General features: G+C 45.0%; 16 protein-coding genes and 1 riboswitch. Of the genes, 4 read left to right on the plus strand and 12 right to left on the minus strand.

Features of this window, described 5'->3' with window-relative positions; all coding sequences use genetic code 11:
- Nucleotides 1-40 precede the first annotated feature (40 nt).
- Complete coding sequence (locus IRQ95_RS07325; RefSeq protein ID WP_194436326.1) at nucleotides 41-2,383, minus strand: PilZ domain-containing protein; 2,343 nt, start codon at nucleotides 2,381-2,383, stop codon at nucleotides 41-43.
- Between the two features lie 132 nt (nucleotides 2,384-2,515).
- On the opposite strand from IRQ95_RS07325, the gene radA reads away from it, so the two are divergent.
- Together radA and fusA are read left to right on the plus strand one after the other, a co-directional pair.
- On the plus strand, nucleotides 2,516-3,895 hold the full coding sequence (radA, locus tag IRQ95_RS07330) for a DNA repair protein RadA (RefSeq protein WP_194436327.1): 1,380 nt from the start codon (nucleotides 2,516-2,518) through the stop codon (nucleotides 3,893-3,895).
- A gap of 202 nt (nucleotides 3,896-4,097) precedes the next feature.
- Nucleotides 4,098-6,185: an elongation factor G gene (fusA, locus tag IRQ95_RS07335; protein WP_075652249.1), complete on the plus strand. Its 2,088-nt coding sequence runs from the start codon at nucleotides 4,098-4,100 to the stop codon at nucleotides 6,183-6,185.
- A gap of 83 nt (nucleotides 6,186-6,268) precedes the next feature.
- On the opposite strand, the gene IRQ95_RS07340 is transcribed toward fusA, so the two are convergent.
- The 3 genes from IRQ95_RS07340 to chrA form a co-directional block, all read right to left on the minus strand.
- Complete coding sequence (locus tag IRQ95_RS07340) at nucleotides 6,269-7,177, minus strand: LysR substrate-binding domain-containing protein (RefSeq protein WP_194436328.1); 909 nt, start codon at nucleotides 7,175-7,177, stop codon at nucleotides 6,269-6,271.
- Between the two features lie 405 nt (nucleotides 7,178-7,582).
- Nucleotides 7,583-9,271, minus strand: a complete 1,689-nt coding sequence (locus IRQ95_RS07345) for an AMP-binding protein (protein WP_194436329.1) — start codon at nucleotides 9,269-9,271, stop codon at nucleotides 7,583-7,585.
- A gap of 295 nt (nucleotides 9,272-9,566) precedes the next feature.
- Nucleotides 9,567-10,712: a chromate efflux transporter gene (gene chrA, locus IRQ95_RS07350; RefSeq protein WP_194436330.1), complete on the minus strand. Its 1,146-nt coding sequence runs from the start codon at nucleotides 10,710-10,712 to the stop codon at nucleotides 9,567-9,569.
- Nucleotides 10,713-10,828: 116 nt separating this feature from the next.
- Here chrA and IRQ95_RS07355 point away from each other — a divergent pair, with 116 nt between their 5' ends.
- Nucleotides 10,829-11,752, plus strand: coding sequence for a LysR family transcriptional regulator (locus tag IRQ95_RS07355; protein WP_194436331.1), 924 nt, complete (start codon nucleotides 10,829-10,831; stop codon nucleotides 11,750-11,752).
- A 61-nt stretch (nucleotides 11,753-11,813) separates the two neighbouring features.
- On the opposite strand, the gene IRQ95_RS07360 is transcribed toward IRQ95_RS07355, so the two are convergent.
- The 3 genes from IRQ95_RS07360 to IRQ95_RS07370 all read right to left on the minus strand — a co-directional run bounded on the left by IRQ95_RS07360 (nucleotide 11,814) and on the right by IRQ95_RS07370 (nucleotide 14,672).
- Nucleotides 11,814-12,473 carry a hypothetical protein gene (locus tag IRQ95_RS07360; RefSeq protein WP_194436332.1) on the minus strand — a complete coding sequence of 220 codons (660 nt, stop codon included), beginning with the start codon at nucleotides 12,471-12,473 and terminating at the stop codon, nucleotides 11,814-11,816.
- Between the two features lie 154 nt (nucleotides 12,474-12,627).
- Nucleotides 12,628-13,971, minus strand: coding sequence for an MATE family efflux transporter (locus IRQ95_RS07365; RefSeq protein WP_194436333.1), 1,344 nt, complete (start codon nucleotides 13,969-13,971; stop codon nucleotides 12,628-12,630).
- A gap of 146 nt (nucleotides 13,972-14,117) precedes the next feature.
- A complete protein-coding gene (locus IRQ95_RS07370) occupies nucleotides 14,118-14,672 on the minus strand; it encodes a gamma-glutamylcyclotransferase family protein (protein ID WP_194436334.1) in 555 nt (184 codons plus the stop codon).
- Nucleotides 14,673-14,927: 255 nt separating this feature from the next.
- Between IRQ95_RS07370 and IRQ95_RS07375 the strand changes: the two genes are divergently transcribed.
- The gene (locus IRQ95_RS07375; RefSeq protein WP_194436335.1) at nucleotides 14,928-16,112 is read left to right on the plus strand and encodes an NnrS family protein; all 1,185 of its coding nucleotides are present in this window, start codon (nucleotides 14,928-14,930) and stop codon (nucleotides 16,110-16,112) included.
- Nucleotides 16,113-16,158: 46 nt separating this feature from the next.
- Here IRQ95_RS07375 and mltC read toward each other — a convergent pair whose 3' ends face one another.
- The 5 genes from mltC to IRQ95_RS07400 form a co-directional block, all read right to left on the minus strand.
- The gene (gene mltC / locus IRQ95_RS07380) at nucleotides 16,159-17,271 is read right to left on the minus strand and encodes a membrane-bound lytic murein transglycosylase MltC (RefSeq protein WP_194436336.1); all 1,113 of its coding nucleotides are present in this window, start codon (nucleotides 17,269-17,271) and stop codon (nucleotides 16,159-16,161) included.
- Nucleotides 17,272-17,410: 139 nt separating this feature from the next.
- Nucleotides 17,411-18,442 carry a 2,3,4,5-tetrahydropyridine-2,6-dicarboxylate N-succinyltransferase gene (dapD, locus tag IRQ95_RS07385; protein ID WP_194436337.1) on the minus strand — a complete coding sequence of 344 codons (1,032 nt, stop codon included), beginning with the start codon at nucleotides 18,440-18,442 and terminating at the stop codon, nucleotides 17,411-17,413.
- Nucleotides 18,443-18,703: 261 nt separating this feature from the next.
- Entirely contained in the window at nucleotides 18,704-19,696 is a 993-nt protein-coding gene (locus IRQ95_RS07390; protein WP_194436338.1) for a GGGtGRT protein, read from the minus strand.
- A gap of 23 nt (nucleotides 19,697-19,719) precedes the next feature.
- Nucleotides 19,720-20,412, minus strand: coding sequence for an iron-sulfur cluster assembly scaffold protein (locus IRQ95_RS07395; RefSeq protein ID WP_075650426.1), 693 nt, complete (start codon nucleotides 20,410-20,412; stop codon nucleotides 19,720-19,722).
- Nucleotides 20,413-20,539: 127 nt separating this feature from the next.
- Nucleotides 20,540-20,616, minus strand: a riboswitch (Fluoride riboswitch).
- A gap of 256 nt (nucleotides 20,617-20,872) precedes the next feature.
- A complete protein-coding gene (locus IRQ95_RS07400; RefSeq protein ID WP_075650424.1) occupies nucleotides 20,873-21,481 on the minus strand; it encodes a peroxiredoxin C in 609 nt (202 codons plus the stop codon).
- Between the last annotated feature and the right edge of the window lie 99 nt (nucleotides 21,482-21,580).

Below are 21,580 nucleotides of genomic sequence, written 5' to 3' on the forward strand. Positions count from 1 at the left end.
GAGCTGTTTAGCTCGCTTTTCTGTTGCTGTCAGTAAAGCATTACGTTGTCAGCTCAAGGCGAATTAATACTTCCTCTGTAATATCAACATACTCACTGTAGCCGACTAAGGTCGATATCTCTTTTTCCAAGCTTCGAGCTTGATGCAAGCTAATACTAGTGAGTTCTTCAATATCCCTTCTTAACATTGCGGTGATAGGATCGAAGATCGGGGTTGAGCAGATACGTATCGCATAGAACTCGCCCATATGCTGGCTGGTTTTGATAAATTCGATGCGTTCCTTGGTTGATTCGAATTCGCTACAAAGTTTGGCCTTTAGTGTTTGTAAGCGAGTGCCAAATTTAATGGCACAAATGTACAACTCATGAGCTTGTGGAACTGCTCCTTGCACTCGTTTCATTGGTGCTGCTAAAAGAGTCGTTGTTCGCCCTTTATACACAGAATCTAGTTGCAATTGGTTGTTTTTACTTACTTTGGCAAAAAGAGCCAAGTAGTTACGCAGAGGATAGCTTACCCCAATAACTTTAGGGGTGAGTGTGTTGCCTTTCTTTTCAATAAATAATGGTGTGCTGACCATTTTTTCAAGCAAAATGTTATGCAGATTCTCTAACATGCTCTGACTTGGCAGCGTTTCTTTGGTGGCAACGAGTTTGTTCTGGTTGTGTGCGATGAGTTTGCCAAAAAACGTGATCGTTTTTAGATTGGCGGAGTGATCATCCATCACTAGCTGAACCCTTTTACCGCCGGGGCTGATACGAATGATTTTGTATGGTACAGCGTTGAGAGGCAGAGATTTGTCATAAAGTTGCAGTTCGCTAAAATCAATCGTACACAGATCGCCTGCTTTAACGTCAATGGGTGAATTTAACGCGATATACAACCCACGCTTAGATATGTCGAGCGTCACTCCAGCCGCTTGCTGTCCTTCGACGGAGATAAATAGAGGTGAACGTAGCTGGTATCGTGGTTCTTTACGACGATTTTGTGCATCAAAATAGAGACTCACCGGTGTATTGGTACAGTTTCGCTTATGACAAAACTGCTTCAGTACCGAGCTGTTCAAACGAGGCTTCTCACTTAAGAGATAGTCGGTACCTACACGATGATCTGAGATTTCTTGTAACATGGCGAAGTGAGTCAAACCATTATCCAGATCGATGATATCGCTGGGTAAATCTTTAAAAACTTGTTGCTCTACTTCGCCAAGTTCAAACACCGATATACGGAAGACTTTCCAACTATCGCGATGAGCGCCAATATGCCAAAACAGCTGACGTAATTCCCGATCAGCTTCGGGGATCATCATGGAAAAGAAATAGTCTTTATCGTTTTTATTGTGTTTAAACGTATAAAGTACACTGTTACCGCCGCGCATACCTGGCTTAATCATTTGCTCCATACGTTCAGGGCTGAACAGATTGGATAGAGTGAACTGATTGCGTTCGTCATTCCAATATTGCCAAATGCTTTGGTTATTCTCTGTCATTAAGACAATTTTGAGTTCATTGCCGCTAAAGAAAATCGGCAGACTAAAAGTATGTTTGAGGTGATTATGTTCATAGCCTCGTGATCGAGCTCGAATGACCTTGTCTTGGTTATCATGACGCGATTTTTGCGCTTGATTTTGTAGGCTGTAAGCCATGATATTGTCGATAAGATCTGCGTTATCAAGCCGAATGACTCTTAGGAAGTTGATCGCGTCGTTTTCAAAAGACTCATCAATACCTACTATACGGTAGCAAACCTGTTGACTGATTTTGGCAATGTTGGCTGACTTCTCCAATTCAACAAACTGGATGGAAATGACTTCCCCTAATTTGTAGTTGAATGCAGAAGGGACTTTAAACTTTCCTCCAGATGAGGAAAGGTCGATAGTGACGCCATGTACTTGCTGATTGTTTGCCAGCTGAATAACAATTTGGCTGGAGATTTTAAGGCGATTCTCTTTTCGCTTTAAATCAAACCCCATGACAATAGGCTCGACGCAAAAGCTTGTTGAACTTTTATCATTATCGGAGGTGGAGGCTTTGTTTCTTTGATTTATGACTTTGAAGCTATTGTGAGTATTCGATAAAGCTTCAAAGACGCCTTCGGTATAGCCTTGATATTTGCGCACGTTTTTGTGGTAGGTGTTAAAAGCCACATCATCAAGCCAGTGTGTAATCCCATCCAACTCATATTCTCTACACTCACCCTTTACCCTCCCACGAAGATCGATAGTGCGGTAGCATGGAGATGTAATGCGTTTTAGCTCCATCTTCACTAAGATCTTCAGAGATGGGTGCTCACCATCTGTTAACTTAGATAGCAAGAGATCAAAATCTTCCGTGTTATATGCTGGGAGCAATTTTTCGGTCAGTGATAGAATTTCAGTTTGTAGCATGCTTTCTTAATGAATGTTCCGTGTCAAAGTAATATCGGCCTTGATAAATAGATCTTTAGTGATATGTTACGGCGAATCAAGCCCATAAACGTTACATGGGTTGTCATTTTTACAAAATTTAGATGAGGTCACATGGCAAAAGCAAAGCGAGCGTATGTGTGTAATGATTGTGGGGCAGATTTCCCTCGCTGGCAGGGGCAATGTAGCGCCTGTGGAGCTTGGAATACGATCAGTGAAGTACGTTTAGCCGCGTCACCGACCGTTGCGCGCAATGAACGATTATCGGGTTATGCCGGTGCCGTTTCTGAGACTCAAGTTCAGACATTATCAGAAATCGATTTGCAAGAAGTGCCTCGATTTACCAGTGGTTTCAAAGAGCTCGATCGTGTTCTTGGTGGCGGTATTGTACCTGGTGCAGCGATTTTGATCGGTGGTAGCCCTGGTGCAGGTAAATCGACTTTGTTGTTGCAGACCATGTGTCATCTGTCGTCACAAATGCCAACGCTTTATGTCACGGGTGAAGAATCACTTCAGCAAGTTGCCATGCGAGCTTCGCGGTTAGGCCTACCTAAAGATCATCTCAAAATGCTCTCAGAAACCAATGTCGATCGCATTTGCCAAATTGCTGAAAAAGAGCAGCCAAAGATCATGGTGATTGACTCAATTCAGGTAATGCATGTATCGGATGTTCAATCTTCGCCGGGTAGTGTGGCGCAAGTTCGAGAGTCGGCAACCGCGCTTACTCGCTATGCTAAGCAAAACAACGTTGCAGTCTTTATTGTTGGCCACGTAACCAAAGATGGTACCTTGGCGGGCCCGAAAGTTCTTGAGCATATTATTGACTGTTCTGTGTTGCTTGATGGTGGAACAGATAGTCGGTTTAGAACTTTACGTAGTCACAAAAACCGCTTTGGCGCAGTCAATGAGCTCGGTGTTTTTGCCATGACCGGACAAGGATTGCGCGAAGTGAGTAACCCATCCGCTATCTTCTTATCTCGTGGGGAGGAAGAGACATCAGGCAGCTCTGTGATGGTGTTATGGGAAGGTACGCGACCTCTATTGGTTGAGATCCAAGCGTTGGTGGACTATTCACAGCTTGCTAATCCCCGTCGTGTTGCCGTGGGTCTCGAGCAAAACCGTTTGTCTCTATTATTAGCCGTACTGCACAAGCATGGCGGGCTACAAATGGCTGACCAAGACGTATTCGTGAATGTCGTTGGCGGTGTGAAAGTAACAGAGACCAGTGCTGACCTTGCATTAGTGATGGCGCTCCTTTCTAGCTTTAGAGATCGTCCATTACCGAAAGACGTGGTGGTGTTTGGTGAAGTTGGCTTGGCTGGTGAGATTCGCCCGGTACCGAGCGGACAAGAGCGTCTCAACGAAGCATTTAAACACGGCTTTAAGAAAGCAATTGTGCCAGCGGCCAATATGCCCAAAGGCGGCATTGAAGGAATGCAGATTCACGGCGTGAAAAAGCTATCAGAGGCGTTAGATGCGTTTGATGAGCTGTAAGTTGCTGCCAACTTAGACACTCACAATAATTGAAAGGCGAAAAACTGGGATTTTTAACCGCAAAATACTACACTTGGCTATTATTTTGGGGTAGATTCGCCCGCTAAATATTTTTTATACATAGCCGCACGCAAGGGTATCAGTCTTGACAGAATGTGATATACTCTGCGCGCACTTTATACCTTATTAACAGAGTAAGACAATGACTGATTTATCAAAATACAGAAACATTGGTATTTTTGCTCACGTAGACGCGGGTAAAACTACCTCTACAGAGCGTATCCTTAAGCTAACTGGTAAAATCCACAAGATCGGTGATACACACGACGGTTCAACTACTACTGACTTCATGGAGCAGGAAGCTGAACGTGGTATCACAATCCAGTCTGCAGCTACTACTTGTTTCTGGAACGATCACCGCCTAAACATCATCGATACTCCTGGACACGTTGACTTCACAATCGAAGTTTACCGTTCTCTAAAAGTACTTGACGGTGGTATCGGTGTATTCTGTGGTTCAGGTGGTGTTGAGCCTCAGTCTGAAACTAACTGGCGTTACGCGGACGAGTCTCACGTATCTCGTCTAATCTTCGTTAACAAACTAGACCGTATGGGTGCTGACTTCTTCAAAGTTGTTGACCAAGTACAAAACGTTCTAGGTGCTACTCCACTAGTTATGACTCTACCAATCGGTATCGAAGATGACTTCTGTGGTGTTGTTGACGTACTAAGCCAAAAAGCTTACATCTGGGATGACTCTGGTCTTCCAGAAAACTACTCAGTAGAAGATATCCCTGCTGATCTAGTAGACCAAGCAGCTGAATACCGTGAAATGCTAATCGAAACTGCTGTTGAGCAAGACGATGAGCTAATGATGGCTTACATGGAAGGTGAAGAGCCTTCTCTAGAAGACATCAAGCGTTGTATCCGTAAAGGTACACGTGACCTAGCATTCTTCCCAACTTACTGTGGTTCAGCGTACAAGAACAAAGGTATCCAACTTATTCTTGACGCAGTAGTTGACTACCTACCTTCTCCAACAGAAGTAGATCCTCAACCACTAACTAACCCAGACACTGGTGAAGCAACTGGCGAATTCGCAACTGTATCTGCAGATGAGCCACTAAAAGCGCTTGCGTTCAAGATCATGGACGACCGCTTTGGTGCACTAACGTTCATCCGTATCTACGCTGGTAAGATGAAGAAGGGTGACACTATCCTTAACTCAGCTACTGGTAAAACTGAGCGTATCGGCCGTATGGTTGAGATGCACGCGAACGACCGTAACGAGATCGATTCAGCACAAGCTGGTGACATCATCGCAGTTGTTGGTATGAAGAACGTGAAGACTGGTCACACTCTATGTGATCCTAAGCACGAAGTTACTCTTGAGCCAATGATCTTCCCAGAACCAGTAATCTCTATCGCTGTTAAGCCTAAAGATAAGAACGGTTCTGAGAAAATGGGTATCGCGATCGGTAAAATGGTTGCAGAAGATCCATCATTCCAAGTTGAAACTGACGAAGATTCAGGCGAAACCATCCTTAAAGGTATGGGCGAACTTCACCTAGACATCAAAGTTGATATCCTGAAGCGTACTTACGGCGTTGAGCTAGAAGTAGGTGCTCCACAGGTTGCTTACCGTGAAACTATCACTCAAGCAATTGAAGATAGCTACACGCATAAGAAACAGTCTGGTGGTTCAGGTCAGTTCGGTAAGATCGACTACCGTATCCGCCCAGGGGAGCAAGGTTCAGGCTTCACGTTCAAGTCAACAGTTGTTGGTGGTAACGTACCTAAAGAATTCTGGCCTGCAGTTGAGAAAGGTTTTGCTAGCATGATGGACCACGGTGTTCTAGCTGGCTTCCCAACTCTAGACGTAGAAGTTGAACTATTCGACGGTGGTTTCCACGCAGTTGACTCTTCAGCTATCGCTTACGAAATCGCTGCTAAAGGCGCATTCCGTCAGTCTATGCCTAAAGCTGGCGCGCAACTTCTTGAGCCAATCATGAAAGTTGACGTGTTCACTCCAGAAGACCACGTTGGTGACGTAATCGGTGACCTTAACCGTCGTCGCGGTATGATCAAAGATCAACAAGCTGGTACTACTGGCGTACGTATCAAGGGTGATGTACCTCTATCAGAAATGTTTGGTTACATCGGTACTCTACGTACTATGACTTCTGGCCGTGGTCAGTTCTCTATGGAATTCTCTCACTACAACCCATGTCCAAACAACGTGGCGGAGCAAGTGATTGCAGAAGTTAAAGAGCGTAACGCTAAGAAGTAATTCTTAAGTTAAATGCTTGAATAGAAAGCCTCGCGGATGCGAGGCTTTTTTTATGCCAGTAGAAAGGGGGCATTCAAGGGCGGTTAAATCATCGTTCCGCTTTCATCGATTTCACTTTTAAGCCAAGTCGTGAAAACATTGATACGTTCGCGGCGGGCAGACTCATCTAGAGTGAAAAGATGGAACCGAATACCTGGAGATAAGGGCTGATCAAAAGGCTTCACTAGTAGTCCACGCTCGATAAAATCTGTCGTGATTGAGTCGCTAGCCAAACATGCTCCGTGCCCAGCGATGACAGCGCTCATTGCCATATCAAACGTACCCACTTCCATCCATTGTATCGCTTGTTTATCCATTATGATGCCTGCTTGCTCAAACCATTTGCTCCACTCAATTTCGGAGTTTTCAAAGTGGATTAGCCAGCAGTCGAGTAGTTGAGCTGGCTGTGTAAACTGCAGTGATTCGGCGAGGGTTGGCGAGCAATAAGGGTAAATCGCCTCTTCGAGCAGTAATTCTTGCCTAATTCCGTCAGCGGATGTGAACTGTTCACCTTGCCATATCGCAACATCAACTTCGCCATGTTGGATATCCAATGCTTCACATGTCGTGATAATGCGGATTGGAATACCGGGATGAGCCAGTGAGAACTTCCACAATCTTGGCAGCAACCAACGAGAAGCAAATGAAGGAGGAACACTGACTTTAAGTAAACCTTCCAGAGGCTCTTTTTGAATCTTATTCAGGCCTAATAAGACTTGTTCAAAACCTTTCGACACATGGTAAAGCAGCGTTTCCCCTTTAGCTGTCAGTACCATATGACGTCCTTTACGCATAAATAATTTACAAGTTAAATCATCTTCAAGACGGCGGATCGTTTGGCTGACTGCAGCTTGGCTAACGCACAGTTCATCAGCTGCTTTACTGTAGCTTTGATAGCGAGCGGCGACTTCAAAGTAACGAAGCGCGGCAAGATAACGTAATCGCTTATCCATAACTCTCACTTATACCTTTTGTAAGAAATGGTGGTTGGTTAAAACGCCACTAGATTTCAATAATACTCAGCAGGAAAGTGAAAAAAAGGGAGAACAGGATGTTACTTGCTTTGCATGTTGATTTTAAGATCGAGCTTAAGTTGTCGAAAATCAGCAAGAAAATTTGTTTTAAGTGGGGCATTGGTAATAAAAGTGCTGAGCTGCCGCTTATGCTTACGCCTCATTTACAGAAGGATTTAGGGCTGTTAGCGAGAGAGCAAGAAAAGCCGAATTATCTTAGATATAGGTAGTTAACTATAACTACAGCTGATTGTTTCATTGTCCTTGGCATATGCTCTGACCATGGTAATAAAGGTGTGCACAAATAAGAAAAGGGCGCTGAGCGCCCTTCTGATTAGATAGGATTTACTCTTCCCAAACCACCAACTTGCCTTTTGGCCAGTTTGCACCCACGTCATGGTATTGTTTTTCCAACACATGACGTTTGATTTTGAGCGTTGGAGTCAAAATACCGTTTTCGATGCTCCATGGGTCTTTGATCATCAACACCCCTTTGATCTGTTCATGGGATTCGAGTTCTTGGTTCATGCGTTTAACGACACGTTCAGTGGTGCGCTCATAACGCTCGCGATCAAAGTTTGGAAAGTCATGTGGGACGACTAAAAGCACTGGCGCGGGTAGACCCGAGCCAATTAAACACATCATCTCTACACGGCTATATTCGAACAGCTTTTTCTCGATTGGTACCGGAGCGACGAATTTACCTTTGGCAGTTTTAAAGGTGTCCTTTTTACGTCCTTGAATGGTGAGGTAGCCTTCAGAATCTAAGAAACCAATATCACCAGTGTGTAACCAACCCTGATCATCGAAGGTTTCTTGAGTCGCCTCATCATTTTTGTAGTAGCCAGAGAATAAGCCTTTACCTCGCACCATGATCTCTTCATCTTCAGCAATTTTTAGCTCAATACCAGGGCCAGCATCACCTACCGTACCGATCTTATCGGCTCGGAATGGGTAATTTAGTGTGCTGTAAGCAAATGATTCGGTCATCCCCCAAGCCTCAGTGATGTTGAGGCCGACACTGTGGTACCACTCAAGTAGGGCGGGTGAAACGGGTGCAGAGCCACAGCCGAGTACACGCGCTTGATCAAGGCCTAGGCCATCGGCGAGCTTCTTCTTAATTAATGAGTTCACAAATGGAATTTTGAGCAAGAAATTCAATTTCTTCTGCGGCAGCTTATCTTGGATACGCTGTTGGAATAAGGTCCATAGGCGTGGAACCGAAATAAACAGTGTTGGGCGTTGCATCTTCACATCTTCGATAAAGGTATCGAGTGATTCAGGAAAAGCGGTTTGAACGCCACCCATAATTGAAGAACCAAAGATATAGACACGTTCAGTAATGTGTGCGAGCGGAAGGTATGAGAACAAGCGATCTTGCTCTTCAATACCGATATGATTGATTAATTGTTGTGCTGACCAAGAGAATGCGCCATAAGTGAGCATCGCCCCTTTTGGTAAACCCGATGTACCGGAGGTATAAACAATCGACATCAGCTTATCATCGTAATGAATGGGCCTTTCTTCACTTGGTGCGGCATCTTGAATCAATTGCTCAAATTGATACTGGCAGTTTTTCGGTGCACTATCGTAAGCAAGGCTGATCGTCAGTAGTCCGTCTAGCTTATCAATGATTTGCTCAGTAGCCGCAGCATCATCTAATTTACCACCAATTAAAACTTTACTGCCGCTGTGTGTGACGCAGTGCTCGATGGTATCCGCTCCGGCAGTGGGAAAAACGGGCACGCTGATAAAATCGCCAAGCATCATAGCAATGTCACAGATAAACCACTCTGCGCAGTTCTTCGATATTAGCGCGACTTTATCTCCTGGTTTAATCCCTAGTTTACGTAAGGCCGTCACTAAGCGCAGTGCTTTGTCCGCGACTTCGGCATAGGTGTATTCAACAAACTGGCGATTAATAATTTGTTTGAGATAGACTTCATTAGGCCGTTCAGCAGCCCATTTCAAAATCATTTCATTCGGTGGTGGTAAGGTACATCCTTTTATTTTCAACTCGTGCGGCTGATTCATTGGTTAACTCCCTGTTATTTATGATGCTCCTTCTAGATTTGAAACTCACCACACTGTAGAGAGCAAACCGCATGTACAACGTTATCAATTCAGAAGGATGTATTTTGTTAACACAATGTTAACTTTAGCATGTTGAAGTGTGTATTGGGAAGCATAACGCGATCAAGATCTCTCTAAATTGATTGAGCGATCACGAGTAAGCTATTGGCGGGGTGAAGTTTATTTGAATTAAGCTGATTAGTAAGACTGACAGTAAAAAACAGCCGTGCTAAGCACCGCTGTTTTTTGTCCTAGGTTATTTAATCATCCCCATGCTCAGTCCAGCGAGGATAAAGGTAATCACCATCCAAATAATCGGCAGTTTTAATTGTTTCATTAAATAGAAGCCGACTAAAACGAGTGCGACATCGAATGGATTGAATACGGCACTGGTGAAGACAGGTTGGTACAAAGCTGAGACCAGTAACCCCACCACTGCAGCGTTTACGCCGCTTACTGCACCCGCTACTTGTGGCTTTTGTGCCAGTGATTGCCAGTTTTTTAGTACGCCAAGTAGTAGCAAGAAACCAGGCAAGAATACTGCAATCGTGGCAATTAAAGCGCCAGTAATTGGTGCATTTGGCTGCAGCTCGTAGCCAATGTATGTTGCAAAGGTAAACATTGGTCCCGGTACGGCTTGTGCCGCGGCATAACCCGTTAAGAAAGCGTCTTGGCTTAGCTGATCGCCAACAATATTTTGCAGTAGTGGCAGTACGACGTGGCCGCCGCCAAATACTAGGCTACCTGCTTGGAAGAAGTCGTTAAACAAGCCTAAAGTTGGCGCTAAATGCGCAATAAATGGCAACCCTAACAAGATCGCTGCAAATAACGCTAATGGTAAAATGCTAGGCTTAAATGGTTTTGGTTCACTAGGTGATTCACCTTTAAGGTATTTCGCACCAATCAGCGCGGCAATCACGAGAACAATCATTTGAGTTGCGATGCTTGGCATGGTTAATAGTGCAATAGCAGTAATTAAGCATAGACTGACTGATAAAGTGTTTTTGCAGAAGTTTTTGTACATTCCCCATGTTGCGTCAGCCACCACAACCACTGCCAGTAACTTCAAACCATGAACAATACTTTGAAACGCGGTGGTCTCAGTAAGTTGGTTGGATACCACGGCGAGTAATACCATGATCAGTACGGATGGTAGAGTAAAACCAATGAATGCAGCACAAGCACCAGGTAGACCTCCGCGCTTGTAACCAAGTGCAAAACCGACTTGGCTTGAACCAGGTCCAGGTAGAAACTGGCTCAGTGCGACAATTTGAGCGTACTCGCTGTCATCTAGCCATTTGAGTTTTTCTACAAAGGTTTGGCGAAAATAGCCAATATGGGCTGCTGGACCACCAAAACTAATCCAACCAAGCCAGAAAAAGGTTTTAAAGATTGTGAGCATGTGAGCACTTCCTTCTAAATTCATTACTGCTCGTTACTGCATCTAGAATAAAAAAAATAGTATGATGACTCAAATTGATAGTTTTAATTCTATCTATGAATCAAATGGGATGAACTATGCCAAATTCTGAAGATCTTCAATGGCGTAATATTGATCTGAATCTGTTGGTGACATTTTCTTATCTTTACCGTTATCGCAGCGTCAGTGCTGCAGCGGAAAAAAGCTTTGTTAGCCAGTCTGCGATGAGCCATAGTTTGGCTCGTTTACGTCAGCTATTTGATGACCCACTATTTGAGCGCAAAGGGCATAAAATGGAGCCAACAGAACACGCTCATCACATTTCGCCAATTGTTACTCAATTGCTTGATTCAATCACCCACAACCTTTTGACCAAAGAACATTTTTCGCCGCAGAAATATTCAGGTGTGTGCCGAATTGGTTTGACTGATTACGCTGAGTTCATTTTTGCGCCTGCTATTTATGACCGCATCCGTCAGCAAGCGCCAAGCGCGCAAATTAGCTTTATCAACGTCAATCGCAGTAACTATGTTGCGCTTACTGAACAAGAGAAACTTGATGTTGTGATCGGCAGTATGCCGATTCTCGATGATGAGTTTGAAAGTCAGTTTCTTTATACCGAAAAGCACGTCTGTCTAGCAGACAGTAATGCTCTGGGATTAGCAGGAGAGTTGAGCTTAGAGGTCTTTGCTGGCATTGAGCAGGCGCTGGTTAGCCCGGATGGTAGTCTTGCGACACAAGTGGATAAGAAGCTGGCTGAGCATGGTTTGTCGCGCAGAGTGACTGTTGCATCACGCAACTTTCTAACGGTGAGAAGTTTGCTTAAACAGCGCCGCTTGATTGCGATTGTGCCGGAAAAAATGGCGGATGCAGAGGGATTTGATGACAGCTTAAGTACATTTAAGCCACCTATTCCAGTTGCAGATTTTGATATCGCGATGTTGTGGCATTCCAGTCGGGCTGGTGAGGAGAAAAATATCTGGCTAAGAAACTTGGTTGAAGACGTTGTTGTACCGAAATAAGAGTAATTTCTCGCGCTATCGGCTGTGATAGCGCGAGTCACATAAAATAGTGTGCAGATTATTATTTACGGAAGCCGCGCACCACTTTAATTGAAGAGAAGGCAATGATGCAGTAAGCCAATAGCTCAGTACCTTCTTCGGCGATGTTTTTCACATCACGCACGTAGTGCTCTGCCATTACACCTTTCCAGAAATCCCCCATACCGAAAAGACGTGAATAAACGAGCAGCAAAACAATGCCAAGAATAAGCATGTTCATATAGTTGCTGCTTAAAATCACAGCCATTTGATCAAGCGTTTGTTTACCGTTTTTTAAAGCATAAAAAATAGCAGAAAAAGTGACGAACAGCGCTGGGTAAACCCAAGAACCGTGGGCAATATGATCAAGGAAACCGTCATTTTCACGGATTAACATAACCAAGAAAAATGAGCCGACCAGCACAGCAGCACGCTTTAGCTGAGGTTTGGTTTTTGCTAAGTAGTAGAATGAGCTAGCAGAAATTATGAGCATAATTTGCTCCATAAATTCTGTCACTGACTCCTCGCCTAAGGTATTTCCAAGGACAACATAATCAATGCGTAATGCAAGATTTACCAGTGCACAGAACGCGACAGCAATCAGAAAGTTTAAGCCAGACTTTAAGATTGCGTGTGATGTTGAAGGAGTAAGTGAATAATCGTTCTCGATTTTTTTTTCGTTAGAATATGTGGTTGTTTTCATAGCAGCACCCAATAAGATGGAGACTCACAATGATCGATTATTTTAATGATAGTATTGTCAGAGCAATGTCATGAAATGAACGCTGTACAATTGTTGACATCGCCTAATTTCATATAGTGAGAATCCAGAGTTCTTTGTGTAACAATAACTTACATTAAGTTAATTGGTATCGTGTCCACACTTTGCTACGCCAGCGTTTTGCCATGATTAGTCCTCGGAGCCATTCATCCATCGCAATCGCGATCCAAGCTCCCAAAACGCCATAGCCCCAGTGCACACCAAATAGGTAACTGAAAGCTACGCCAAGTCCCCACATGCTGATGATGCCCATTTTGACTGGGAACTGAATGTCACCCGCCGCTTTAAGCGCAGAGATAAAGATCAGGTTAAAGACACGCCCCGCTTCAAGCAAAATGGAGCCTGCGATTAAGCTAGCTGTTAAGGCGGCAATCTCAGGTTGATCGGTAAATAGCGGAATGATCATATCGCTACAAAGAAAGGTCGTGATGGTGACGATGTTGGTCATAATGAAGCCGACAACAAAGTACTTTTGCACTCTAAGCAAAATAGAATCTATCCAGCCACGCCCAATAAAGTAGCCCGCTTGAATTTGGCTGCCTTGCCCAACTGCGAGGGCAAAAGCAAAAGCGACGCGGGCAATGTTTTGTGCATAGGTAAAGGCGGCGAGTGAGGCTGTACCCATCTGCACCACAAAATAGATGATGGTTAATTGTGCCAAGTTATAAGAGAGCATTTCTCCCGCGTTCATCATGCCAATGCGAACAATACGCTGGTAGATGGCTTTAGGAATTTTGCGCCAGTTGGCAAAAGGTAGATCTATTTCTGTATGGCGCAGTTTATAGCAAAGCATTAATGTGCCAATGATTTGGCTAATAACCGTAGATATGGCAACCCCTTGCACACCGTACACAGGCAGGCCAAAAGGTTGATAAAGCGCGACGTAGTTACCGCCAATGTTAAGCAAACCAGCGATTAGGTTAATCACCATCGGTGCGCGAGAGAAACCATGGCTACGTAATATAGTGGTGAGGACAATACCCATGGTGACGTTAAAGGTCATTGACCCACTGATTAGCAAGTACTCTTGCGCGTAGTTTTGTACTTGCGACTCAAGGCCGTAGTAAGGCAGTAAATAGTAAGCGGCGCTAACGGCAAAGAGGCTAAGGAAAATGCCGACAATAGCCGACATGATGATGCTTGCTATGGCAACATGTGAGGATTCGGTATGGCGATCCGAACCATTGTATTGTGCGATGAGAATTCCCGTGCCGCTACTCACCATTGAAGAGATGATGATGAGGAAGAATGATATTTGAGTGATCACACCTACTGCCGACACGGCTTTATCGGAGTAGCCACTTAACATGAATACGTCGCTGGTATTGATCGCTGTACGTAGCATGATTTCGACAAAAAGTGGCCAAGTAAGCGCGAGGATACTCATGCGCTTATCAATGGCGTTAGGTAGTGATGACATTCGGTTTGCTCAATGGGTTGACAGAAATAGCCACAAGAAATGGCGGGCTATTATATAGATGAAAATTTGAGCGTATAGAGTTTTTCTTATTTGATGGTAAAACGACCGCTAAATCAGCGATCGCAGAGAGATAAAATGAGCGAAAGCTAGTAGGAGGCGAGCAGTTTATCGATCAGTAAATGATGCTCGCGTGTTACGCCAGCAAGGTTGCCATATTTTGGCTGGTGGCGATCATTTTCACGAGGGTGATGCCAGCCTATGGTGTGGTGAATAAATTGCTCGGCAAATTGCTCGGAGATTTCTAAACATCCTGCCAGTACCGTATCGACGTAAGTTTGCACGATAGGACTGCGTTCACAAGGAGGCACGGCTTGGTCAGTCACATAAATCCAAACGTTATCACCGCTTGAAAGGGAGAGTTGGCTATCTAGCTTGTCATGATCGATTTTGATGCGTTGGTAACCACGCTCACGGCGGTCAAACTCGACGAGTTGCTCATCATCAACCTGCAAAAGTACTCCGTTGACGAGACCATCTCCTTGGGTCACGACTAGTGGCGCCAGGATATAACTGTCATCCACTTTCCCCCAATAACGGCATAGACCATGCGCGATGGCAGGAATCGCTTCTGAGGTTTGCCCAGTAAGCTGACGAGAAGCGGAGTTCATAAGGCTGCCATAACCAAAAATATATTGCGTCATATTGCTACTATAGTTAACGAGAGAAAACTCATAGTACTTAGAACTTGTGCATCAACCAAGATCGTTGTGTTTTTGGTTATGGCCGTAAGTTATAAGTCTAATTGCATTTAAAGTGTCATTTTGACTTTATTTGTGGTGAGTTAAATTGACTTGTTTTGTTTTGGTTGTTTGTTTAAATAATTGAATTTTAAAGCGAAATCAAATGTGGCTTAAATTGTGCTATAAGGTTTTGGTTATCAATATAGGAGTCTTATAGTGCTCAACATTACCGATAAGCGGGTTGAAGAAAAAATTCCCGCAATTTTACGCCTAGGTTTTCGGCCGTTTTTCTTTCTCGGCGCATTATATGCCCTTATTGCAATTCCGACTTGGGTGTGGATGTTTCATTCTGGTCAGCCTCAGTCATTACAAGTACCAGCCTTATGGTGGCACGTACATGAAATGTTGTTCGGCTTTTCGATGGCGATTGTGGTGGGTTTTGTGCTTACTGCAGTACAGAATTGGACGGGCATAAACGGTACCAAAAGCTATCGACTTTTAGCGATAGTGGTGCTCTGGCTGACACCACGTTTGCTGCTCTGGACGCCTGTACCACTTTGGCTAATTTCTGTTATCGATGCACTATTTTTGGCATTCGCCGCTTATGAAGTCGCATGGCGAGTGATAAAAGCCAAAGGTTACCGTAACCTATTTTTCGTCCCTTTGTTTGTGCTAGCAATTGTTGCAAACTTTGCTAGTTATGCATGCGTCAAAGGTATGCCGCCATTTTCAGCATCGGCAGTGTGGCAGGCGATGTTATGGTGGTTTACGTTATTGCTCTCGATTATGGGGGGACGCGTGATCCCATTTTTTACCGCAAGACGCTTTAACTTTGATAAGCCTCAGCCACAAATTTGGCTAGAATGGACGGCAAACTTACCTTTGGTTGCTCTGTTCTTGCTCAGTTTCTTTCCTTTGGCAATGGCACAACTCGGCGGTTATTTAATGGCGTTGGCTGGTATTGCTCAATTAATTCGAGTGTTACGTTGGCAACCATGGAAAACGTTAAATGAGCCTCTCGTTTGGTCATTGCATGCGGCTTATCTTTGTATTCCATTAAGTTTATTAGCGCGTGGTTTGTGGCAAGATGCATTCGCCGCCCATAATATGATCCATCTATTTGCGATTGGCGCTTTAAGTGGTTTGATATTGGCGATGATTGCTCGCGTTACAATGGGCCACACTGGACGCAACATTTACCAAGGGCCTAAGATGGGGCTGGCATTTGCAAGTTTGGTAGTTGCGGCAATAGTGCGTAGCTTTGGGGTTGCCATGTTCCCTGCCCATATGATGTTGATGATCGATATTAGTGGTGCACTATGGATATTGGCTTTCGCGTTATTTATAGCCAAGTTCGGCTATATGCTGCTGACGCCGCGAGTGGATGGACACCCGGGATAGAGACTCGAAACGACAAAGGCTTGGTCAATGACCAAGCCTTTGTTTGTTATAGATTGCCTACATTGAAGTCTTTTTGGAAATAGAGCACTTTTTGTAAGTAACGGCGCGCTTCTCCCTTCGGGTGCTTAGTGGTCAAAGTGTCATACACTTGTCGTGGCGTTGAGCTGTTCAATTTCACCATTGCACGTTTACGGTCACTACTATCAAAGGCGGATAACACGCCGCCAGTGCCGCCGTTATAGGCTGAAATCATACTGAAATGCATCGAAGTTGGGTTTTTAACTTCTTTGAGGTAGCGATTTTTCAGGATGTAAAAGTACGCCGCGCCAGTATCAATGTTGTTGGCAGGATCAAATAGGTACTCTTTAGTTGGAATGCCAGGTTTGTTCTTCACCAAGTTAAATACATCCGCACCAGCGGTTTTTGGAATCACTTGCATTAAACCATATGCGCCAGCATGACTTACCGCGTAAGGGTTAAAGCTACTCTCGGTTTTAATAATTGAGTAGATAAGATCTTCAGACAAACCATAACGACGCGCGGCATCGCGGATCAAACCAGCGTATTGGTATTCGCGTTGCTCAAGGTGGTCGCTCACCATGTTAATCACTACATAGTGTGCTTGACCGCGTTTGATCGATTTAGTTTGCAGTGAATTAGCCATTAAGTAATCGGCGTAGCGATTTGCGCGCCATTCCCACTCAATCGGTTTACCTTCATGATCCAATACTTGACCAAGCAAGAAGGGCTTACCACGTAAAATAGCCTCTTTATCGCTAAACAGTTCGGCATGAGCAGGGTCGGCAGGCATGAGCAGCGTTTGGACTATCGCTTTTTGTAGCTTCTGTTCAGGCTGATATTGAGAGATCGTCGAGACATAAATCTTACCGGTTTCAAAATCAATATGGGCGCGAGTTGAGTAACCATCCAAATATTTTACGTAACGATGTTTCCCCGCTTCTACAAATTCATCTTCTCCCCAACGGTCTTTTGCCAACTTAGCGACATATGCCAATAGTTGGTTGATGTTTTCTTGGTTAGAGGTCGTCGGTGGAGTGACAACTGGTGGCGGTGTTGAAGGGCAATAGCACGATTCTTGTTCTGGCGCGAGAGAACAGCCACTAAGCAGTAAAAGTAGTAAATAAGTGAGTTTTTTCATTATCGTCATTAGGCAACATTAAGCGGCTTGATGATAAGTAGCGAAAGGACGTTGAGATAATCAATTTTTTTTGTCGAAATAATAAAAAATCCCCACAATAAAGTGCGGGGATTCCTATCTAATTTAGTGGCTTACTAGATTAGTTGTTTTTGTGCAGTTCCGCGTTAAGTTCAACCGCGCTCTTGTTTGCCAAACATTCGATTTGACCAGTCACAGAGTTACGGCGGAATAATAGGTCAGAAACATTAGCAAGGTCGCGTGCTTTCACCACTTCTACTTCATTGCCATCTGCATCAAGCATACGTACTTTTGAACCAGCAGTAACATAAAGACCAGACTCGATAGTACAACGATCACCCATTGGGAAACCTAAGCCGGCGTTTGCACCAAGTAGTGAGTTTTCACCGATAGAAACTACAACTTTACCGCCGCCAGATAGCGTACCCATGATAGAAGCGCCACCGCCAATATCAGAGCCATTACCAACGACCACACCCGCTGAAATACGACCTTCAACCATGCTCACACCAGTGGTACCCGCGTTGAAGTTGATAAAGCCTTCGTGCATAACAGTGGTGCCTTCGCCCACGTGTGCGCCAAGACGAACGCGAGAAGTATCAGCAATACGCACGCCAGTTGGTACCACGTAATCAACCATTTTAGGGAACTTGTCGACACAATCTACGCTTAGAGCACGACCAGCAAGACGCGCTTCAATTTGACGCTCTGCCAGTTCTGGTAGATCGATTGGACCCTCATTGGTCCATGCGATGTTGTGCAGTAGACCAAAGATGCCATCTAGCACAGTACCGTGAGGTTTCACTAAACGGTTAGAGATCAGTTGTAGTTTTAGGAAGCCTTCAGCGACTGATTGAGGCTGCTCATCTGTTGCTAGGATAACCAATACAAGTGGCTGCGCTGATTCTGCCGCTTTTGCTGCGAAAGAGGCGTTTGCTGCGTCACCATTTGCTTCAAATGCAACCGCTAGCTCGGCGCTTTGTGCTGCAGAGATTTCGATTGCTTGGTTACCTTGCTCGTAGCCGGCTACCGCTGCTAGTGCTTTAACAAGTTCATCTGTTGGGTTAAGCACTGGATTTGGGAAAAATGCCTCGATGATTTTGCCATCGCGGTTTTTAGTTGCAGTACCAAATGCTAGGGAAAAGAAAGCCATAGTCATCTCCATCTGTTGAGTCTTTTTGATTCTCGCCGCTTCATGGCAAGAACTTGGAATTTGTTGTTAGCCATCATAGTGACAGCGAGAGTAGCTGAAAAGAGTTAAAGAGAAGAAAGTCTGTAGAAGGATACGCTTTGTCCGATTGGCGATAGTTTTGTCTGATTGGAAAGAGAAGAAGAGAGGGAGAATTGAGAGTTGAGATCTGAGGAAATAGAAGTGAGAGAAGAGCAGCGCTTGGGCTGCTCTATGTTTTCGTGATTAAGCAGCGTGTTGTTGAAGTTCACTAACGGCGACTGCGAGTGCGACCGTTGCACCGACCATCGGGTTGTTGCCCATACCGATAAAGCCCATCATGGCTACGTGTGCCGGTACCGAAGAGCTGCCTGCAAATTGCGCGTCAGCGTGCATGCGTCCCATGGTATCAGTCATGCCGTAAGAAGCCGGACCTGCCGCAACGTTATCTGGGTGCAAAGTACGACCGGTACCACCGCCTGATGCTACTGAGAAGTAGGGTAGACCTGCGCGGTTACGTTCGGCTTTGTAGATACCAGCAACTGGGTGTTGAAAGCGTGTCGGGTTGGTTGAGTTGCCTGTGATACTTACGTCTACTTGCTCTTTGTGCATGATGGCAACGCCTTCACGTACATCATCAGCACCGTAGCAAAGGATCTCACCACGTGGACCTTGTGAGAAACGGCGGCGTTCGACTTCGTGCAGTTCCCCTGTTTGGTAGTCAAATTGAGTCCGCACATAAGTAAAACCGTTAATACGAGAAATCAGGTAGGCTGCATCTTTACCCAAGCCATTTAAGATCACTTTAAGGGGCGATTGGCGTGATTTATTGACGTTTAAGGCAATTTTGATTGCACCTTCTGCTGCGGCAAAGGATTCATGACCAGCGAGGAATGCAAAACAACCGCTTCCTTCGTTTAAGAGACGTGCGGCTAAAGCGCCGTGACCAATCCCTACTTGACGCTGCTCAGCGACACTGCCAGGTTTAGTGAATGCTTGAAGCCCTTCACCGATGATGTTTGCGGCTTGCTCTGCCGAGTTTGCGCCGCGAAAAAGTGCTAATGCGGCACCCAGCGTGTAGGCATCGGCTGCACTTTCAAAAGCAATGGGCTGAGTGTCGAGCACTAGTGCTTTAGGGTCAATGCCGCGATCAGTACAGTATTGGTATGCCTCTTCAAGAGAAGAAAGCTGCATCTCGTTTAATGTGCGACGTACAGATTCAGTCATTGGAGTGTTCATAATCTCTTTCCTCTTGGTGGCAATTATTGTTGGCGTGGGTTGATGGTAGTTACGGCTTCGTCAAAACGGCCGTAAGTGCCCGTAGCTTGAGCTGCTGCCTCTGCGGCTGGGGTGCCTTCATTGATGGCTTTCATCATTTTGCCGAGGTTGAGATATTGGTATCCAATCACTTCACGATTGTCATCCAGAGCCAATTGAGTCACGTAGCCTTCAGCCAGTTCCATGTATCGTACCCCTTTTGCTTTAGTGGCATAGCTGGTACCCACTTGGCTGCGCTGGGTTTGACCAAGATCTTCCAGTGCTGCGCCAATTTCTAAGCCGCCTTCGGAAAATGCCGATTGGCTGCGACCATAAACAAATTGGAGGAAGATTTCTCGCATCGCGACGTTGATCGCATCGCATACAAGGTCGGTGTTTAACGCTTCAAGGATGGTTTTACCAGTAAGAATTTCTGCGGCCATCGCGGCCGATTGAGTCATGCCTGAGCAGCCGATGGTTTCAATTAATGCTTCTTCAATGATGCCGTTTTTAACGTTTAAGGTCAGTTTTGCCGCCCCTTGTTGTGGAGCACAAGCCCCAACACCGTGGCTAAGACCAGAAATGGCGATCACGTCTTTTGGGTTAATCATCGCGCCTTCAATTGGGATTGGCGCAGATGCATGAAGATCGCCGCGTTGGATCGGGCACATTGACTGAATTTCGTGTGAGTATTGCATAGTGTTTTCCCATTGAGAGTGTGAGAAAACAGGGGCAGGTTGGAGAGAATGTTAGTGCTCACTACAGAACTCGCGCTGCACACCACCTAACGTGTGTACAACAGATCCAACAGGCAAACCTGTTCTCGTTTCTGTAGGAGTCATCAGCTATGAACAGCGGTTTGAATCGTTTGATTCCGGTGGCACCCCATCACCGTTGCTACATCATAGCGCTAGAAAAGTGTGATCGACAACCAACTTTTTAGACTAAGTTGCACTATTAAAATCAATCAATATATCGATAGCAATATATGACGGGTGATAAAAACAAAAAAGCCCAATGCGATGCATTGGGCTTCTACTAAAGACTTTACTATTACTGATTGGCGCTGCGCTTTTTGCGCTTATGCTTTATTTTTATCCAACCGATTACCCGTTGAGCGGGGGTAATAGTGAGCTAATTCTAGCTCGTGCCTGCTAATTACTTAGCTAGGTCAGATGAGTGCTCAGATAGGAACGCTGCAACACCTTTTGGCGATGCGTCCATACCTGCTTTACCTTCTTCCCACTGTGCTGGGCACACTTCACCGTGTTTTTGGTGGAAGTTTAGTGCGTCAACCATGCGTAGCATTTCGTCGATGTTACGACCTAGTGGTAGATCGTTCACTACTTGGTGACGTACTAGACCTTCTTCGTCGATTAGGAATGAACCACGGAACGCAACGCCAGCTTCTGGGTGCTCAACGTCGTAAGCTTTACAGATTTCGTGCTTAACGTCAGCAACTAGAGGGTATTTAACTTGACCGATACCGCCGTTTTCAACAGCAGTGTTACGCCATGCGTTGTGAGAGAACTGAGAATCGATAGACACACCGATTACTTCTACGCCTTTCGCTTGGAAGTCTTCAAGACGGTTGTCGAATGCGATCAGCTCTGATGGGCAAACGAAAGTGAAGTCTAGTGGGTAGAAGAAAACAACCGCTTTCTTACCTTTAGTGAATTCTGCAAAGTTGAAGTTATCAACGATTTCGCCGTTACCTAGAACAGCTGCTGCAGTAAAGTCAGGGGCTTGACGACCAACTAGTACCATTTTTTTGCTCCTAAATATTTGGTAAGTTCCAAACCTTTTTAATCAATTCTGGTTTGGTCCGTGTTTGTACGGGACAAACTATAGTACAGATTGTAGTAT

It is taken from the genome of Vibrio fluminensis, assembly GCF_015278125.1.
GTDB lineage: Bacteria > Pseudomonadota > Gammaproteobacteria > Enterobacterales > Vibrionaceae > Vibrio > Vibrio fluminensis.

Excerpts from the sequence above, each read along its gene's own strand:
- chrA (WP_194436330.1), bottom strand. The coding sequence starts at position 10,712 with ATGCTCACAATCTTTAAAACCTTTTTCTGGCTTGGTTGGATTAGTTTT.
- mltC (WP_194436336.1), bottom strand. The coding sequence starts at position 17,271 with ATGAAAAAACTCACTTATTTACTACTTTTACTGCTTAGTGGCTGTTCT.
- IRQ95_RS07395 (WP_075650426.1), bottom strand. The coding sequence starts at position 20,412 with ATGCAATACTCACACGAAATTCAGTCAATGTGCCCGATCCAACGCGGC.
- IRQ95_RS07355 (WP_194436331.1), top strand. The coding sequence starts at position 10,829 with ATGCCAAATTCTGAAGATCTTCAATGGCGTAATATTGATCTGAATCTG.
- IRQ95_RS07325 (WP_194436326.1), bottom strand. The coding sequence starts at position 2,383 with ATGCTACAAACTGAAATTCTATCACTGACCGAAAAATTGCTCCCAGCA.
- IRQ95_RS07345 (WP_194436329.1), bottom strand. The coding sequence starts at position 9,271 with ATGAATCAGCCGCACGAGTTGAAAATAAAAGGATGTACCTTACCACCA.
- IRQ95_RS07370 (WP_194436334.1), bottom strand. The coding sequence starts at position 14,672 with ATGACGCAATATATTTTTGGTTATGGCAGCCTTATGAACTCCGCTTCT.
- dapD (WP_194436337.1), bottom strand. The coding sequence starts at position 18,442 with ATGGCTTTCTTTTCCCTAGCATTTGGTACTGCAACTAAAAACCGCGAT.
- IRQ95_RS07340 (WP_194436328.1), bottom strand. The coding sequence starts at position 7,177 with ATGGATAAGCGATTACGTTATCTTGCCGCGCTTCGTTACTTTGAAGTC.
- IRQ95_RS07360 (WP_194436332.1), bottom strand. The coding sequence starts at position 12,473 with ATGAAAACAACCACATATTCTAACGAAAAAAAAATCGAGAACGATTAT.
- fusA (WP_075652249.1), top strand. The coding sequence starts at position 4,098 with ATGACTGATTTATCAAAATACAGAAACATTGGTATTTTTGCTCACGTA.
- radA (WP_194436327.1), top strand. The coding sequence starts at position 2,516 with ATGGCAAAAGCAAAGCGAGCGTATGTGTGTAATGATTGTGGGGCAGAT.
- IRQ95_RS07390 (WP_194436338.1), bottom strand. The coding sequence starts at position 19,696 with ATGAACACTCCAATGACTGAATCTGTACGTCGCACATTAAACGAGATG.
- IRQ95_RS07400 (WP_075650424.1), bottom strand. The coding sequence starts at position 21,481 with ATGGTACTAGTTGGTCGTCAAGCCCCTGACTTTACTGCAGCAGCTGTT.
- IRQ95_RS07365 (WP_194436333.1), bottom strand. The coding sequence starts at position 13,971 with ATGTCATCACTACCTAACGCCATTGATAAGCGCATGAGTATCCTCGCG.